The following is a 19591-nucleotide window of genomic DNA, read 5'->3' on the forward strand; positions in this document are numbered from 1 at the left end:
ACTAGTCCTTAAAAAAGCCGAGCGTCTTGTCTGCAAGCCTGTCCCACGCACCGGTCATACCAATAGTATTCGATGCCTTGCTGGCTACCTCTTTCGATAAACCACTGGCGACAGCAAATTTTTCGAAACCGGCACTCAACCCGGCACTAGTCAACGACTTATTAAAATCCTCTGGCCCCTTTAAATAGCCTGATAACAATCCTACCAGAGTCGATCCGTTAGACAGCAGCGTGGCCGTCAAACCTGCCGCCGGGACTGACGCAGCGCCCATGAACCAGCCGGCATTGCTCAATGCGTCGATATTGGCGGCGCGTATCCACTGAAGGGTTGCTGCATCTCCAAAGTCGAGGTTCGCCCCCGCCGTAAGGCAATCGGTACTTGCACAGGAATAATAGCGCGGGGTGTAGGCGTTGCCGTCTATTACAATAGGTACTCTATATCCGCCTTTTTCATCCATTGGGTAACCTGTCAATGGATCTCTTTTACCCGGTCCGTTAGGCGTCTTCGTCCAATCATGCTTGTCGTTCAAAGAGCCGAATCCTGTCTCGGCCGTCAGTGCCCAACTGTACGCACCAGTACTTTCTTTGATAAAGGCAATAATGTCTCTATCAGCAGGTGCAAAGTTCTGCAAATACATGCCATTGCCCAAATCAACCCAATTGCCACCGGTATCGTAGATCCCCGAACTTGGCACAACGATGTCTGTTCCACCAGTGATATTCGTACCATTGACGGAAGACAGTCGCAGTTGTGCTTCAATCTGCTCAACCGTGTATTTGCCACCACTACGCGCGGCCAATTGTGCGGCAAGGTCCTTGTCTTCCTTGTGTAATTGACGGTTGAACTGCGTAGCAAACTTTGTGACCCAGGCGGCATTCGCCAATGTGTTTGCAGTGACATTCTCTTGAACCGAGCCGGCCAGAACTCCAATGATTTGAGAACTCATCGTCAGGAGATTCGGATCGCCTTTAACCAGATTATCCAGGTAACCAATCAATGCTTCGTTTGCACCGGCGGCAAGCGCACCCGTCGCAAAATCACCTCCGGTCGCCTCGGCAAGGAGCCCTCCTACCATTGCGTGAATGACAACCTTTGTCGCAGATCCGTCATCGATGACATCTTTGGTGAGATCACCTACAAGATTGAAACTGACTGCCGCCAATGTATTGAACAACGCAGTTTTCAGTACATCGCTGACATTTGCATCGCCACCCAGAGCCTTGGTTATCAGTGCAGACGTACCGCCCTGCAATACTTGACTTCCAGCGAATTGCCCCACACCCGTCCAAGTGGTCAATGGCGGTGATATCACTTTGTTGGTAACTGGATCGACTTTTATGCCTGTCAGGTCATTCAAATAGGCAGAGGTCAACCCTGCGGTGAGACCGGAAATAACGTATCCCTGCAGAGCGTCGGAGGAAGTAACGTCAGCAAATACCGCTCCAAGATTGCCACCATTATTGATAAAGCTGACCGACGCATTTGTTGCCGCACCGGAAGCAACGGCAGCAATACCAGCTGCCCAAGCCGTTCCAACTGTTCCGCTCAAGGCACCGAGAACCGCCGGTCCAACCACTGCGGCCATGACGATCGCGATGATCATTTGCGAAGCCGGACCGAGACCTGAATTGTCGTATTTGAACGACTCGTGAATTTCTTTGACCAGCCGCCAGTCGACGTCACCCCGTGCTTCAGCATCTTTCAACCAGGCCAGTTGCGGATCAGCCTTGACCATTGTGTCGATGGTTTGACTAACGGATTGCTGGTTGACGTCCTTGATATCGATCTTCAGTCCTTCAACTGCTTTGATCGTGATTATCCCGCCTGCCGTCATATGGGTCTGACGCAGCGTTTCATCGGTATTACCCTTACCTTTCGATGACACCCATGCCGCGTTATTGTTGGTTTTCTCGTGGCTTTCCTGATGCAGGTCTTTCACACCTTCAAATGTAATGGAGCCACCGCTGTCCAGAATGATGTTCTTGCCACTTTCAAGTTCCGCCACTTGATACAGCTGGTCGCCCTTGCTTTTCAGGGTCAGGTCACCTCCAGCCGAGATTTCGCTGCCAATATGAGTATTCTTGGTCACTTCGTCACGTTTGGTTTGAAGCTTGCCGAAACTACCCTTTTTCTTCTTGTCATAGAGCGAATAGTCAGAGTCTTGCAATGCAAGTATTTCGAGTTTGTCGCCTGCTGCCAAATAGGCTTCGTCACCTGCGGTAACCCGACTGGAGATCACACTGAGGTCATTGCCTGCGTCCAGCTTGACGTCGCCACCTGCCGAAATCCCGGACATGACCTGGCTGACATGATCCTCCTGACGGGTGACCTTTTTGTTTTTGGACAGTGAGTGTTCTTCATCCGCAGCCGACGTGATGACGATATCGCCGACTGCCTTCATCGTCACATCACGTTTGGCATCGATTTGACTGGCAATGACATTGATATCGCGTTTGGCATCAGCTTTGAAATCGCCTCCAGCATCAATTTCAGCGCCCAATTGGGTCACATCGCTGCTGTTGTGCTTCGCGTCCTGGTAAACACTATTGGATACTTGCACCGAGGATATATTCAAGTCACGAGCGGCATTCAGCACCATGTCGCGACCACTTTGCATGACACCACCAAGAGTGTTGATGTCCTGAGCAGCTTTAACAGTAAGGTTATTCGAGGCTTCGATTCTTGCAGCGTTATCGGCATAGTCATGCATCTGAATGCCAAATCGGGTGGCATTGGCAGAAGTCGTTATCGTCCGGGTGTTAAGCACGTCCCCTTTGAGGGTGGTCAGGCTGACATCGCGACCTGTAATAATCCCTCCAGACTTGTTGACGATGTCATTGGTCGCCAATAGATCCAGACGATTACCTGCCTCAATCAACCCGCTGTTGACCAGATCCTTACCCGCCGTCGCCAACAGATTATTCGTCGCCTTCAACGTACCGACGTTATCGAGGTTTTCACCCGCGATCAGCGTCACATCATTACCGGCAATCAACGCCCCGGTCGGGCCGAGACGGCCATTGGCCTGGGCCAGATATACCACCGGCACCAGCACTTTTTCGCCATTCACTTCGTGCTCTTCGAGCCAGACGATGTCGTGGGTCAGTGCCGCGACTTGCTGCGACGTGAGGCCGACGCCGACCGACAGATTGAGCGCGTCCTTGCTGGCGATGGCGTTGTTCATCAGGTACTTGAACATGCCCTCGTTGGAGGTCTGGCCATCAAGGAAAGCCTGGCCGGTGCGGGCGGTGACGGCTTGCTGAATCAGGCGCTGTTCGTAGAGACCGTCGCCCAGGCGTTTGGCGCTCTGGTCGGGGTCATAGCCGAGTTTTTCCAGTAGGTAGTCGGAGCTCATGAACGACTTGAGGTCGGTCAGCACCGGGTTGGTTTCGATCAGGTATTTGTGCGCGTTGGACGGCGCCTTGGTGTCCGGCAGACCGTTGACGCGGGTCACCGGGCGGTTGTCGATCGAGTCTTTGGCGTCGCTGCCAACGCTCGGCGTGCGACGGAATGTATCGACTGCGCGGGTGCTGTCGGAGACCTGAGCCGGCGCGTCAATAAACAGATTGCGCGGGCCGCCAGTGGTCGCGACGGCCACATGGTCCTGAGCACTGATCGCGCCACCGCCGACAGTCCAGGTCGGCGCTGGGCCGTTGCCGGACGAGGCGGTGCTGCTGCCCTGCCCGCTCAAACGAAACAGGCCGTTTTCACCGGTGGGCAGGGAGAAGCCCGGCAAACTCAGCGGATTGACTTGCTGCTGCGCGAGGTCTGGTGGCAGCTGGCTATTGATACGGATAACCGTGGTGCCACTGCTGCCGACTTTGGTGTCGGCAACTTTGTTGGTTCCGCCAGTTGAGCCGTAGTCCTCATGGATAACGGCGTTTTCAATGGTCCGAGTGGCCGTGATCGCGACTTTGCCGCCTGCCTGGATAACCGCATTGCGACCGGCAGCAGTGTTCGCGCCGTCCAAGGGACGCTCTTTATCATCGGTCAGCGTGAACCCCTGCAATCTGGTGGGCATTTCCACGAGGTTGTTGGGGTCGTATTGGGATTGAGGACTGGTGTTTCCCCACGAATATCCGGACAGGGTCAAGGAGGAGACGGACTTGTTGGTTACCGTATCCTTGATTTCGACGACATAGGTCGTGCCGCCATCATGGCCAGGCTCTCGCCCTTTCGCCGATGAAACGACACCTTGGGCAAAATTCCCGCTGCCGTCGATGTAATAGACGTTCGGAAAGTCCGGGTTATTGCGCTGGTTGTAGCCAATCACCTCAGGCATGAAGACATTGAAAGAGCCAGAGTCAATTGCACCAGTACGGTAGGTACGGGTGCGCTCGATGCTGCCGCTGACCGCGCCAACGTTCCTCAGGTTATTGGCATTGATGGTGATGTTGCCGGAAGCGCTGAGCGTACTTTTGCTGTTGAGGAACTCACCGCCGTTGAAGACGAAATCGCCACCGGCAGTCAGCAAGGAAGAGGCCGTGGTGTCGTTGTCCTGACCACCCTCGAAGACTTCACGAGCAATGAGATTGACGTCGTAAGTGCCGCCCGAACAATCGCCACACTGAACGGCGATAAACCCGGAAACCAGCTTGCGATTCAGGGCAAAGTTTTGGGTACCGTCGTCACCTGACGTGCGGTTGGCGAAGTTGGCAGCGTCGATCTTGAAGGTTTTGCCGCTCTCCATCGAACCTGACAGGTTCAACACCTGGCTGGCTTGCGCGGTGCCGTAACCCTTTATGGTCACGTTTCCCAGCCCGTAGAAATCACCGTTCTGGTTAGTGAGATTGCCGACGCTGAGGGTCATGTCATTGCCACTGAAAATCAGCCCGCGATCGTTGAGCAACGATGGCGTGCTGATGGACAGGTTCTGCGCTGCACCCAGGCTGCCGTAGTTGACAACGCTGCCGGCGTTGACGGTCAGGTCTTCGCTAGAGGATATGCGTCCCGAGTTGAGCAATTGCCCGCCGACGCGGAGGGTCGATGTCGCGCCTGCAGCGAAACTGCCGCCTGCACCAATGTTCATCTGTGCGACGGTCAGTTCGCTGCCACGCAGGCTGGTCAAGCGGCCGGTGCCCGCATAAACACCGCCCAACTGCATATCGATGGAGCCATCACTGGCGATGAGTCCGTTGTTGGTCCAGTTGCCGCCCCGGGCCTGCAAAGACTCCGAAGCCAGCAGTTTGCCGCTGGCGCTCTGGCTGAATTCGCGCACGTTCACGTTCAGGCGACCGGCCTGAATCGCGCTGGTGTTGTTCCAGCTATCGGCATTGAGTTCCAGCAGCCCACCGGTGACGATGCTGCCACCCGCGCCCAGCACATTGGCTGTGGAGATATCGAACTTGCCGCGCCCAACGTGGTTGAGCTGCCCGCCGCTGTTGAGGAAGCTACCGACCGCCAGGGTCATGTCAGTGTTGGCGGTTTCCAGTACGCCATTGCGGTTGTCGAGCAAGCCGCCGAGCTGAAACTCGGTCTTGCCGGTGGTGCCCAGCGAGCGCAGGCGACCGTTCTGGTTTTCAACCGCGCTGGCTTTGACACTCAGTTGGCTGTTGCTTTCGATGACGCCCGCGCCGTTGCGCAGCGCACCACTGAGGCCGAAGTCGATACGCTCGGCGGCAATCTGTCCGCCACTGTTGTCCAGGCTCGCGCCGGTAACACCCAGCAGCCCTTTCGCGTAAAGCACACCAGCGCTGTTATCCAGCGCTGCCGTGGTGATGCTGCTGTCTGCCGCTTGCGCCGAGATCCGCCCGCCGCTGTTGTTGAGGCCCGCCAATGCCGACAGCGTCAGGCTCTGCGCCTGAATGATGCCACCCTGACGGTTGTTGTTCAGGTCGAAACCATTGCGCAGGACGCCAACCGTGCGCGCTTCCAGTGCACCCTTGATGCTGGCGAGCGTACCGCCACGGTTATCAATGTTGGCTGCCTTGATCAGCACATCACCGGTCTGGGCGATGACTTTGCCGCTATGGTTGTCGAAATCGCCGCTGATTTCCAGAGTCAGCGCGCTGTCGCTCTGGATCGAGCCTTTGCCGTTAAGCAGCCTGGCCGCGTGCAGTTGCACATCGGCACTTTTACTGTAGATCAGGCCGTCGGCATTGTTGCTGACGGCGCCCGAGGCGGTGATCAGTAATTGGTTATTGGCGGCGACGGTGCCCTTGTTGCTGTTGTCCAGCGAGCCGGTACGCAGGTCCAGATTTTTCTGGCTGGCGAGCTGACCGTTCTGGTTATGCAGATCGGTTACACCCTTGATCAGCAGCGGGCCGGCAGCCGCGAGTTTACCGGTGTTGTTGTTCAGCTCACCGCTCAGGTTGAGGGTGATTGCATCGTTGCTGGCGATCTGTCCACCACGGTTGTCGAGGCTCGATGCGGTGGCGTTGAAGACCTGCTCTGCATTGATCACGCCGCCGATATTGCTGAACGCGGTGCTGACGATATCCAGCGCCGCACCACTGGCAATCAGGCCGCCCTGATTGTTATTAAGCGCACCGGCCAGCGTCAGGGTCTGCCCTGCTCCACTGCTAAGGTTGCCCTTGTCGCTGTTATCGACGCTGCCAGCATTGACGCTCAGATTGCCCTGAGCGACCACGGCACCCGCGCCGCTGTTGAGTAGCGCCCCCTTGAGATCAACAGTGACATCGGCGAACTTGCTGGATAGCGTGCCGCTGTCGCGGTTATCGAGGCTGTCGCCGCTGACCGTGAGCCCTTGCCAGCCGGAGAGCAGGCCTTTCTGGTTGATCAGTCCGGTGCCCCGTACCAGCAGCTTTTCACCGCTGATGATTTTACCGGCGCTGTTGTTTATCGTTCGGGCGATGAGGTCAAAACCGAGGTTGCTGGAGACTTCGCCGTTCTGGTTACTCAGATCGCGCAGGCGCTTGAGGGTCAGCGGGCCTTTGGCGGTGAGCAGACCGTTCTGGTTGTCGAGGTCGCCGTTGGCCAGATCCACGGTGAGCGATTTGTCACTCAGCAGTCGCCCACCGTTCTGGGTCAACGAGGTCAGTGTCAGATCAACGTCACCGTTGGCGGAGACTTCGCCATCGTTGCTGGAGTCAAGACCGGTCGCCTTCAGCGTCAGGTTGCCTTTGCTGTTGATCAAACCACTGTTGCGGTTATTGAGCTCGGCACTGTCGATGTGCAGCGTTTGTGCAGCGCTGATCAACCCTCTGGCGTCGTTATGCAGTTGGCCGTCGACGGTGATGTCCAGATCGCCTCGACTGACCAGGCCACCACCGCCGTTGTTCACGCTTCCCGCGCGGACATCAATGGAAGCGGCGCCGATCATGCCCTTGACGTTATCCAGTGCTGCGGCAATGCGCAGAGTCAGGCCCTGATTGCTCAAAAGATTGCCGTTGCCGTTATCCAGACTTTGCGCGGTCAGCGTGAAGGCTTCCGCGCTGGAAATCGTCCCGCCCTGGTTGTTGACGCCGTTGAGTTGTTTGAGCAGCAGCGCGCCGGGGGCGTTGATCAAACCGCCGTTGTTCAACTGACCGTGATTCAAATCCAGGCTAAGACGCGTGTTGCTGAACAGCTTGCCGCCCTGTTGATCGAGACCTGTGACCGAAGCTGTCAGAGCGCCTTGACTACCGATAATGCCGTTACCGGCATTGGTGACCTGAGCGGCGATGAGGTTCAGGGTGTCGGCACTGCTGAGCAGTCCATTGCTGTTATCGAATGCGCCGGTGGTAACGGTGACTGCACCTTTACCGCTGAGCGTGCCCTGCTGACGGTTGTCGAGGCTGCCGCTTTCAATGACGAGTGCACCATCAGTAACAACCTTGCCGCCCTGGTTATCGATGCCACGACGGCTGACCAGTTTCAAATCGGCGGCACTGGAAAGACTGCCCTGAACGTTGTTCATCTGTGCAGTGTCGACCGTCAACGTCGATTCACTGCTGACCTTGCCCTGAGTGTTATCGAAGGCGTCGTCGGCGGTCAGGTGCATGGTTTGCTGACTGCGCAATTCACCGCCGTTGTTGGCCAGAGTACGCGCTTGCACAGTCAAGAGCGTGCCCGCATCGATCAGGCCTTTGTTGCGGTTGAGCACTTCATCGATGGTCAGCTTCAGCGCCTTGCCGGAGAACAGCTTGCCGCCATCGCTGTTGTCGAGTTTTTTACCGGTGAGCAGCAGATCGCTGTTGGTGCTGATTTCGCCGCCACGGTTATCCATTTCACCCACGGTCAGGGTCATGGCTTTGGTTGAACCCAACAGACCGTTTTGACGATTATCAAGTTGACCGGCGTTGAGTTTGAGCACACCGGCGGCGATCAACTTACCGTTCTGGTTGTCGGCGTGCTCTGCCAGCACGCTGACGTCCGATTTGCCGGCGACGTTGCCGCCACGGTTGTCCAGAATACCCGCCGTAAGCGAGAGCTGACCGTCGGCAATCACCGTGCCCGACTGATTATCCAACGTCTTGTCGGTGGTCAACAGCAACACGCCGCGACTGCTGATCAGGCCTTCGTGGTTATCGAGACTGGCGCTGTGGCTGTCCACAGAGGCGCCGGAAATCACACCTTTGACGTTGTTCAATGCTTGCGCCATGCGTAGCGTCAAGCCTTGTTGTCCGAGGAGTTGACCATTGCTGTTGTTGAACAGGCCAGTATCAATCCGGCTGTTTTGTTTACTGATGATCAGGCCTTTTTGACTGTTGTCCAGGCTTGCACTGTTGACGGCCAATAGGCTATCGGTGCTGATCGAACCTGCCCGATTCAGCAATACTCCCGCGCTGGTGATCGTGAGCTTGCCGGCACTGCTCAGGTTGCCGGTGCTGTTATCGATACGCCCGGCGTTGAGGGTCAGCGTACCTTCACTGCTGATGACGCCGCCAGCATTGGTCAGCGCATCATCAAGCGTAATCACCAAGCCATTGAGACTGCTGAAATTGCCGCCGCTGTTGTCCAGCCTTTGGCCGGTCAGGGTCGTCGCGCCTTTGGCGGTGATCTCGCCCTTGTTGCGATTGTCGAGCAAGCCACTGACGCGCAGCGTCAGACCACCATCGCTGACCACCGAGCCGGCATCGCGGTTATCGACACTGGAGGCTTTGAGGTCTACCGCCCGCCCGGAACCGAGCACGCCATCACGGTTGTCCAGCGCTGCGCTCAGATCAATATTCAACCCGAGATCGCCAAGAATCTGACCGCTGCGGTTGTCCAGAGACCCGCCGGTGAGGGCGATGTTTTTTGCACTGAGCAAACCGTTCTGGTTGTTCAGGATGGCAGCGTTGACCGTCAGATTGCGGCTGGCGAGCAAGCTCTTGCCGGTGTTGTCCAGATGCTGAGCGGTCAGGCTCAGATCGCCGCTGGCATTACGGCTGCCGTCGGCGTTAACGCCCGCTTCGATGGTGCCGGCGTTGGTCAGTTGCCCGCCAGAGCTGAGGCTGATGCTGTCGCGGGCGGCGAGGGTCTGGCGGTTGGTCAGGTTGCCTTGAGTCTGCACATTGAGCGCGGTGCCTGCATAGATCGCGCTTTGGGTATCGAGGCTGGCAGCCTTGACGTTGACGGCGCCAGTGGCCGAGGTTTCTGCGAGGCTCAACTGGCCGTTGGCGTCGAGCTGGATGTCGCCGCCGCTGGCAATCAGTTTGCCGTCGAGTTTCACCCCGACCCCGGCCTCGGTGCCGACCAGTTTGATCGCGCCGGCATACATGCCGCCGAGTGCCGAGGAGTCGATCGCCAGTTGCGGTTTGGCGCTACCGTCATCGGCGCGGGCGGTGGCATTCAGAGTTTGTGCGTTGACGTCGTTGCGACCGGCAACAATCGTCAGGTTCTGCGCCTGAATTTCGGCATTGATCTTCGCGCTGCGCGTGATGATTTCAAAACGATCGACGTTGGTCGCGTTAAGCCCCGCCCCCTCGATGGCCACAGTTCCCTGATCGACCTGAAAACGATCCAGACGACCGTTGTCGAGCACTGGTTTGCCGGTGGTCAAGGTCACACGCGGCGAGTTGATAAAACCGCAACCATTACAGGTAATGCCATAAGGGTTGGCGACGATCACCCGCGCCGACTGCCCCGCCACTTCGGTGTAACCGCGCAACTGGCTCGGGTTGCCACTGATGACTTCGTTGAGAATCGCCTGCGCCGAACCGCTGTTCTTCAGGTTCGGGTTGTCGATGATGTGGCCGCCCAGCTGGGTCAGATTATTCTGCGTCGAGCCGTTGTTGAGGATCAGCCCCTGCGCACCGACGTTGTAGTCGTGGAACTGGTTATGCGACAGACCGCTGGCATTGGGCGTGGCGATGTTGATGATCGGCACACCGTTGCCGGCGCGGTCCAGCGAGGTATTCGGGTTGGCGACGACAATACCGTCAGCCTGCGCCCACATCGGTTGCCAGAACATGACATTGGCCAGCAGAAACGCCACCCCACGTTTGGGCATGCCCAAAAAACGTTCGCGGTCTTTTACAGCCGCAGAAGGTTGGAGCGCAAGAAATGTAAACTGGCGAACGTCCATGTCGGTGTTCTCGGAAAGTTGTTATTAGAGGAAGAAATCCAAGCGGAAGTAGATCGGTGCTTCACGCTCGGTCAGCGCATCCGGGCGCTCCAGGGAATGAGCAAACGTCACCCCGGCGGACAGGTATTTGCCACGGGCAAACAGGTTCAGCGAGTTGCTCGACATGCGCCCGTGCTGATCGCCGTTGTAGCGACCGTTCTGGATCACACCCTGGTCGTAACCCAGGCTAGTGCCGTATTCGGAGAACACCGGTTGCAGCCATTCGATGGTCACCGGGCGCGACCAACGCAGATCGTTGCGCCAGTAACCGCCACTGTCACCGGACAGCGACTGGTCCTTGTAACCACGAATCGACGACGAGCCACCAAGGCTGGTGCGTTGCGGGCTGAACAACACATCTTCACTACGCTGGCCGGTCATCAGGCTGCTGAAGCTGAACGACTCGCCCCACAACTTGAACGGCTGCAAGTAGCTCAGGGTGGCGGTGTATTTGCGGTAGCGCGCATTCGGCTCACCCGGACCCGGATCATGACTGCCTTGAGCGTCGAATGCGCCAATGCCTTCCTGCATACCGGCGTCAAAGTTGACGAAGGCACTGCCGACGCGGCGACCATGGTTGAAGCCGAACTGCGCTTCGCTGATGCGGTTGCTGCTCAACTTGAGCTTGCTGTCTTCGATGAAGTTATTGGTGCGCAGGTACGACAGGCCGGCGCTGAGCGAGGTTTTGCTGACGGCGTCGCGGTGGATCACCCGCTCGGCGCGCAACTGATGGTTTTCGCTGTCGCCGGTCTGCTTGAAGTTGTAGCCGTTGGCGGCGATCTGCGAGCGGTATTCGCTCTGGCTGTAGGTGTAGCTGAAGGTCCACCAGCCCCACGGCAAGCTGTAGTTGAGCATGGCGTTACGCGAGGTGTGCTGATGATCGGTCATCGCATCGTGACCGCCGCGCAGGCTCAACTGATCAGCCAGGCCGAGCGGGCTGTCCCAGTCAAACGTGGTGCCCCACTGCTGCTCACCGGTGCTGCGCTGGCCGTCATTGTTGCGCGACAGCCCTACTCGCCATGGTTTCTGCGGGTTGTTGGTAACCAGCACTTCGCTGCCACCGACGTTCTGGCCGGGCGCCAGCTCCATTTTTGCCTGGTTCGAAGGCAGACGGTTGAGCTGATCGACCATTTGCTCGATCTCGCGCAGGTTGACCAGGTCACCGGTTTTGCCGGGAAAGGCCATGGCCAGTTCGCGCTCCGAGAGCTGGCTGTTTTCCGCACCCTTCATGCCTTCGAGCTTGCCTTCGACCACCAGCACTTGCAGGTGGCCGGTGGACAGATCCTGCTGCGGCAGGTAGGCGCGGCTGGTGACCAGACCTTTCTCGATGTAGTGATCGGTGATGACCTTTAGCAGCTCGTTGAGCTGCGGCACGCCCAGGCATTCGCCGATGTAGGGTTTGAGCAGGCGAGTCTTGTCGCGCTCGGAAAGGCTGTCGGCGCCCTTGAGCTCGATGTCTTTGATCGGGAAGCAGCGGGTATCGGTGGGGGCTGCCGGTTGCGCAGGCCTGGCGTCTTTGCCGGGCAGATCCTTGAGTTCTTCGAGGCGCCGCTGCTGCTCTTCGAGCAGGCGGTTCTGGCGATCACGGATGAGGTCGGTGTCGCCGGGTGTAGGGGCGGCAACGGCAATCTGGAGTGGAGACAGGCACAGCAACGCTACGCACAACCTCGCCACGAGGGCGGGTGAGGACATGTTCGATCCCTCGAGACGAAAGTGATATCAAAATAATGGCGCGATATTAGATGGCCATCATTTTGACGTCAAACTTAAGTTTCTACCGTCTGTCGGGGATTCGTGCGGGTTTTCCTCAGTGTTCTATAGCAAGCCGGGTGGCCACCTCATCGGGCGCCAATAAGCGACCCTCTGCAGACCTGAGTTCCCGTTTGCGAATCGGCTGTCGATGTTATGCATCGACCATCACCGAACCCGGCTCACCTGGCGCGTACATGACAACGCGACGATCACGGTTTGCAGGGCCCGGCCAGCGGACAGGCATCGCCCTGCAGGCTTTTGCGTTTCACGCCTTCATACTCCCTCGAATAATCGCTCGAAGTTGCACCATAGAACCTGGCGATCAATCAGACGTCATTGCAACCCAGCACCTGCATACAAGTCGCCCGCCTGCTTTGCGCAGATAGTGAAGGCTGCCATTCCGGCATCTGCACGCCCATCAGCGAACCCTGACGCAAGGAGTTTTCATGAGCACGTTCTTCACTCACGACGGCATCGAAATCTATTACAAGGACTGGGGCAGCGGTAAGCCCGTGTTGTTCAGCCACGGCTGGCCGCTGGATGCGGACATGTGGGAATACCAGATGGAATACCTGAGCAGCCGCGGTTACCGCACCATTGCCTTCGACCGTCGCGGCTTCGGCCGTTCCGAACAGCCTTGGCACGGTTACGACTACGACACCTTCGCCGATGACATCGCGCAGCTGATCAAGCATCTGGACCTGCGTGAAGTCACCCTGGTGGGCTTCTCCATGGGCGGCGGCGACGTCAGCCGCTACATCGCCCGGCACGGCAGCGAGCGGGTGGCTGGCCTGGTGCTGCTGGGCGCGGTGACGCCGTTGTTCGGCCAGAAAGCCGACTTCCCGCAAGGCGTCGACAAGTCGGTGTTCGACGGCATCAAGGCGGGCCTGCTGAAAGATCGCGCACAGTTCATTGCTGATTTTGCCGCACCGTTCTATGGCACCAACCAAGGCCAGAAAGTCTCCGATGGCGTGCTCACGCAAACCCTGAACATCGCGCTGATGGCCTCGCTCAAAGGCACAGTGGATTGCGTCACCGCGTTCTCGGAAACCGACTTCCGCCCGGACATGAGCAAAATCGACGTGCCGACCCTGGTGATCCACGGCGACGGCGACCAGATCGTCCCGTTCGAAACCACCGGCAAACAGGCGGCGGCACAGATCAAGGGCGCTGAACTGAAGGTCTACGCCGGTGCGCCGCACGGGTTTGCAGTGACGCATGCGCAGGCGTTGAATGAGGATCTGTTGGCGTTCCTCAACCGCTGAGCGGCCTTGCGTGAGGATTTGATTCAGCCTGTGCCGAACTCAATTCCCTGACCGCCAAGTGCCGTTCACGAAAAAGGCGCCCCTTTCCTGAGGTGGGCGCCTTTTTTACCGGTTGCCGATTCAAACCACGCCAACAAAGTCACTCGCTGTCAGCGCAACATGCCCAACCAGATCTATTTGAATATCCGCTCCAGATCCCGAATTTACATTGCCCTCCACATAGGTGTGATCCACGCCGCCAACGTTCACGAAGTGGTACTTCAGTTGTGACTGATTGCTGAACTCGGTACCCACGCCATTCCATTCGCCGAGGAACGTGAAATCCTGATTACCGGCCGAACCGGCGCCGGAAGTTCGCGAGTCAATCAGCGACAGATCAATATGGTCCTGCCCTTGAGTGAAATCATTGATGACATCGCGCGTGAGAACCGTCGTTCCCGAGTCGCCTGTGGCAGAGAACACGAACACATCATTGCCTGTGCCGCCGGACAAGGTGTCGCGATTGCCGCCGCCCTCGAGCGTGTCATTGCCACCTCCGCCAGCGAGTGTGTCGCTGCTGCCCTGCCCCGTCAGGACGTTGTTGCCAGCATCACCGGTCAAGGTGTTGGCGCCGCTGCTGCCGATCACATTTTCAACGTTGATCAGCGTGTCGTTGCCAGTCTGCGAACTGCTCGCCAGACCGGTCGTCAGGTTGACCGTGGCACTGGCCGACGTACCCGACAAGTCGTATGTGTCATTGTCACCACCACCGTCGTAGCTGTCGTTGCCGTCGTTGACCGAGGCGCGCAAAGCGTCATTCCCCAGGCCGCCAAACACGCTGTCCAGGCCTTGCCCACCCACCAGCGTATCGTTGCCGCTGCCACCGTCCAGCCAGTCATTGCCGCCCTGACCTTGCAGCACGTTGCTGGTGCTGTCGCCCAGGATATGATCGTTGCCAGAGCCACCGTTGACGTTTTCAATGCCGGTCAGGGTGTCACTGCCGGTCTGAGTGCTGGTTGAGGTGCCTGCCTGCAAATCCACCGTGGCCGCCGCCGAGGTGGCGGAGAGGTCATAGGTGTCGGTCCCGGCGCCGCCGTCATAATGGTCGTTACCATCGTTGAGCGACGCCAGCATTGTGTCGTTGCCACCGCCCCCCGACAGCGTGTCATTGCCGGCCAGCCCGGTGAGCTGGTTGTTGCCACTATTGCCGGTGATGACGTTGTCCAGAGCGTTACCCGTGCCATTGATATTGGCCGAGCCGAGCAAGGTCAGGTTTTCGACGTTGGCCCCCAGGGTGTAACTGATCGACGACATCACAGTGTCGGTGCCCTCATTGAGGTTTTCCTGCACCACATCGCCATTGGCGTCGACCATATAGACGTCGTTACCGGCATTGCCACGCATCGTGTCGTTGCCGCTACTGCCATCCAGCAGATCCGAGCCGAGACCGCCATTGAGCACGTCGTTACCCGAATAGCCCATCAGGATGTCCTGATAGTTGGTGCCGTTGAGGGTATTGCTGAAGAAGTTGGTGCCCTCGATGAAGCGTCCGACCGCTTCCGTCGGATCTGAAGTCAATTGCTCCACGGTGCCGTTATTGTCGGTGTAGGTGGTCAGCACTCGCACCTGCTGACCAAACTGCGCCGAGGTCGGGGCAAAGGTCGAAGCATTGGCGCCTGCGATGTTCAGCCACGCGGCGCCCACCAGTGCTTGCCATTGATAGGAGAAGCCGCTTGGGCCCGGCAAGCCGTCGGCATCTTGAATCGCCGACGTGTTGGCGGTCAGCCGATACTGCGTTGGCACTGGCCGGCTCGGCGTGGCGGGCGCGGTGGCAAATCCCGACACTGCAACATTGCCGGTGGGCAAATGGTTGGTGATGCTCAGATTGACCGTGCGATCGGCGAAGCGCAGTTTCTCGACACCGATCACGATGTCGGTGCCGTCGACATTCGCAGCCCCCACGCGCAGATCCACCACTTTGAACGCGGTGATCAACTCGCCCCCCGGACGGGTGTCGGTGAACTTGGTGATGCTGTAGTCGGCGAAGTTGCCACTGAGGATCGCGGTATCGGCTGCGCCATCGGCCGTACCGGGCGCAGCATGGTTATCACCCAGGATGAAATCCGGACGACTGGCTTGCAGGCCGGTGAAATGCTCGGCAAAGCCCTGACTGGCGAGCAAGTGATTGAGGTCGGCAAGTTTGATCGAGTCGCCGACGATTACATCATTACCGCCGTTGCCTTGGGCGACGTCGTCGCCGCTGCCGCCAATCAGCCAGTTCTCGGTGGCGCTGCCGATCAGGCCGGCCGTCGGATTGGCCGGCACGGCACTGTTGGGCCGACTGTCACTGAAGCGCGAACCGATCAGTCCTTCAATGTCGGTGAGCAACGCGTTGAACGGCTGGAACAGCACGCCAGTACCCGGCGCGGCGACGATGTTCTGGTTGTTCAGATCCGCCGCCGCATCCAGCGCAATGTTCACATCGCTGAATGCGGCAATGTCGAAGCCGACATCACCAATGGCCTCATCGCCATCGCCCTGACCTGGAGCACCACCGAGGCCCGGCAAGAGAATATCGTCGCCGGCACCGCCGAACTCCTGGTCACCGGTCGAGCCGCCGGAAATGATGTCGTCGCCGTCTTCGCCGAACAGGATGTCCGGGCCGTCACCACCATAGATTTCATCGTTGCCGTCGCCGCCATGCACCAGGTCGGTGTCGCCACCGGCATCAATGTAATCGTCACCGGCACCACCGTAGAGCTCGTCGATACCGGCTTCACCGTAGAGATGGTCGTTGCCGTTGCCGCCGATCACCACATCCAGGGCGCCGGCACTGGTCCCGGCATAAATGGTGTCGTCACCCTCGCCGCCATCCAGGAAGTCTTCGATGTCGCCACCGTAGATCACGTCATTGCCGTCGCCGCCGTAAATATGGTCGGCGCCGGCCTTGCCATCGAGGATGTCGTCGCCGCCTTCGCCGTAGATCGTATCGTCGCCGTCACCGGCATCGAGCCAATCGTTGTAGTCGGTGCCGACCAGCACTTCGTGGGAGTTATAACCCACGGCTGCGGTGCCATCCGGGTTCTGGCCCTGATCCGGCCGGTAGTCACGGATATAGGTTTGTGAGGCGTGGGTTTCTGGATTGCTCAGGCTCACCAGCAAGCCGTTGCCGCCAATGCCACCAACGCCGCCGGTGGAGTAGACACCCATGTGGTTGGCTTCAATGAGCGTGCCGTACTTGTGCTCGCTCTTGTACGCGGTCGGACTGGCACCGGAGTCGGTGTAGCTCAACTCGATGTAGCTATCGGCATAGCCAAACACATCACCGGCCAGGTGCCGTGCGTCGGTGGTGCGCTCAATGATGTCCTTGAACTGCTCGGTGACCACCTGCTCGTTGAGGTTGGTCATCGCCGGCAAGCCGAGGTCGAGGCGGAACAGGTAGTAGAAGCGGTCGCCGTCCATCAACCGTTCCATCTGATCCTCGAAGATCGCATTGAAGGTGGTCCCCAGTTGCCCGGTATAGACGTGCTTTTCCGCCAGACCGCCGATCCATAGATCGATCGCGTTGTAACCGTCATAACCGGCCACGTGATTGCCGGCAGGATCGGCTGCGCCGGAGAGGAAATAGGCCGCTTGCTCTGCCGTCACACTGCCACCGGCGTAGTTGGTGGTCACGCCCGTCGCATCGGCATCGATGATCGCTTGGGCGTGCGCCACATCACCGTCGAACGAATAGGCCGCGATGAAGTTCACCAGCGACTCGGGGTGAATCATGTTGTTGGCGAAGTCACTCCAGCTGGTATAGGGCGTCAGGCCGTCGACGATCAGGTTAGTGTGGTGCTGCGCACCGGCCGGCGAGGCCCGTTCCGCGATCAGCGCATCGTGGATCTGCTGCCGTGCCTGGTTCAGGGTTGGCAACCCCAGATCCCGACCACGCGCCAGGTTGATGGTCGCCAGGTCCAGTGGCTGGCCAAGCAAGCCTTGTTGCAACGCCGGGGTGACGAACTCATCGATTTCGTTGCTGATCTGCCGGGTCATCCCCAGCGCAATTGCGGTGGGTCCCACTTCGGCAAAACCGCCCGGATTGAGAAACGCCTGCTCCAGCGCATAGTGGGTGATCGCGCCGGTCAGGTCGTAGCCACCACTGGCGTTTTTTTCCAGCGCATCAATGGTCTCGCGCAGTTGCGAGTGGCCGAAGCGGAATGCGGCCTGACCGTACTCCAGCGAGATATTGGTGTTGATCCCCGAGTCATAGGTGACGAATTCGGGCAGATCCGGCGTGATCAGCCGGGCGTACTGGTCGATCGCCACGTGCTGGTATTCCATCTCCACGGTGAGTTTGGCGGCGTAGAACAATTTGTCCTGATCCCAAGACACCGTGACGCCGTCGGCCAGGGTGAAGTTGCCATTGGCGTCGCTGTAAAAACCGCCGCTGCCATTGCTGATCTGCACTTGCCAGTTGTGCCGGACATTGACGTCAGTCTGGCTCAGCACTTCGTTCTGCAGGTTGATCAGCTGCACGTTGTGATCTTCGTGGAACACGTGATGGATCGCCGTGAGACCGAAGTTTTCGTTCACCCGTCCGTCGCCGGCAATGTAGTGATCGCCCACCGATTGCAGCAACAGTTCGTTGGCCACTGCGTAATCGGCACTGCCCGCTGCCGCGCTGATGGTGAAATCAGCAAAGTTGACGAAGTTGAACAGATTCTTCGGCCCGGCATTATCGTAATTGACGACCATGCCGTAAGGGTTGTTGGCATCGAAGGTGATGCTGGTGATGTGCGCGTCCAGCGACATCAGTCGGGCCTGGTCGATGTGCGCATCATCGAAGTGCGGGTTCATGTCCAGCAACAACGCCTCACGGGTGTACACCGCCTGCACGCCAGCGGTGTTGGGATCGGCATCGAGCACATGACCATGGGCATCGCGCACGCGGAAGTTGGCTATGTCGTCCCAGGTCAGATCATCACGACCGGTGGCCAGCACATGGGCGCGCAATTCGCTCAAGGTCGGCAGGGTCTGGTGGGTCAGTACGCCGTTGAGTGTCCAGGCGGCTTCATCGCTCAGGGTCGTGCCATCGAACAGCGCCGCGCCGGCAATGAATTGCCCCGGGTGATTGGGATCGGCCACCCACTGGCGCAACAACTGCGTGACCGCGTCATTGGAGCCGTAGGTCTGGTTCTGATCGATGTAGGGCGAGTCGAGGTTGACGTACTGCGCCTGCCCCTGCCCGTCCACTTCAGCCACGGAGGCCCGGTGGACCTTGATCGAATACACCGGCTGCCCATCCGGACCGATAGTGCCGTAGAGCGGATCGTCCGGCGCCAGCGGAATGGTGATCGTCGCGTTCTGGTTGGGCTTGTTGATGAAGTCCAGGCCGTGGTCGAAGAATTGCCCGAACAGGGTGAACCAGCCGGTGGTCGACGGATCGCCTGACACGGTGTTCTGGTTGCGGATGTAGTACTGGCCGGAGTCCGGCGCACTGGTGTCGACTTCACCGATGGTGCCGAGAATGCCCGGATCGGTGACGATCGCCACGCCCGTGGCGGTGTGCTGGATATGGCCATTGGCGTCGGTGGCGAAGGTGACCCCGCCGCTGACGATGGTCTGGCTGATCATCCGCGGGGTGTAGTCCACCAGCGATGCTGTCGGATCGCTATAGAGTGAACTACTGTCAGTCATGGGCGTGGCGCCTGCCGGAACGCCGGCGCCGGCCAAGGCGTCGTTACTCAGATTTTGCTGGACGTAGTGGTTGTAGTCCGAATGGGTCAAACGGATGAAGTTCTGCCCGAAACTGCCCCAGCTTTGCCCGTCCTGAGTCAGGTTGTTGAAATGGCCGGAGACGTTGCGCAGACCGATCGGATCGCGGGCGCCGTTGTACCAGACGGTCTCACCGGGCGGTGTGTCGAGTGGGTTGAAGCTACCAAGCAAGCCGAGCACATGGACATTGCCATCGGAACCGTCATAGCCGTATAGCGGCTGACCGGCGCTGTCGTAGCCAACGATATGGATGGTCGGAAACGTCACCTGTTGCTCGAGGAACGAAATATCGTTGCTGTTGAGGGTGAAGCGCTTTAGCTGGTACATGGCAAACTCCGGATATCCG

General features: G+C 58.6%; 4 protein-coding genes. 1 reads left to right on the forward strand and 3 read right to left on the reverse strand.

The genetic code is table 11. The features are described from left to right. Position 1: 1 nt before the first annotated feature. Together PseuLF5_RS05830 and PseuLF5_RS05835 are read right to left on the reverse strand one after the other, a co-directional pair. The gene (locus tag PseuLF5_RS05830) at positions 2-10450 is read right to left on the reverse strand and encodes a two-partner secretion domain-containing protein (protein WP_445262409.1); all 10449 of its coding nucleotides are present in this window, start codon (positions 10448-10450) and stop codon (positions 2-4) included. A gap of 24 nt (positions 10451-10474) precedes the next feature. Further along, positions 10475-12181 (reverse strand): ShlB/FhaC/HecB family hemolysin secretion/activation protein, encoded by a 1707-nt coding sequence (locus tag PseuLF5_RS05835; protein WP_340133154.1) that lies wholly within the window; start codon positions 12179-12181, stop codon positions 10475-10477. A gap of 506 nt (positions 12182-12687) precedes the next feature. On the opposite strand from PseuLF5_RS05835, the gene PseuLF5_RS05840 reads away from it, so the two are divergent. After that, the gene (locus PseuLF5_RS05840) at positions 12688-13506 is read left to right on the forward strand and encodes an alpha/beta fold hydrolase (protein ID WP_123467908.1); all 819 of its coding nucleotides are present in this window, start codon (positions 12688-12690) and stop codon (positions 13504-13506) included. A gap of 120 nt (positions 13507-13626) precedes the next feature. Here PseuLF5_RS05840 and PseuLF5_RS05845 read toward each other — a convergent pair whose 3' ends face one another. Then, complete coding sequence (locus tag PseuLF5_RS05845; protein ID WP_340133155.1) at positions 13627-19572, reverse strand: peroxidase family protein; 5946 nt, start codon at positions 19570-19572, stop codon at positions 13627-13629. Between the last annotated feature and the right edge of the window lie 19 nt (positions 19573-19591).

Origin of the sequence: Pseudomonas sp. LF-5 (assembly GCF_037626295.1) — a bacterium.
Classification (GTDB): domain Bacteria; phylum Pseudomonadota; class Gammaproteobacteria; order Pseudomonadales; family Pseudomonadaceae; genus Aquipseudomonas; species Aquipseudomonas monsensis.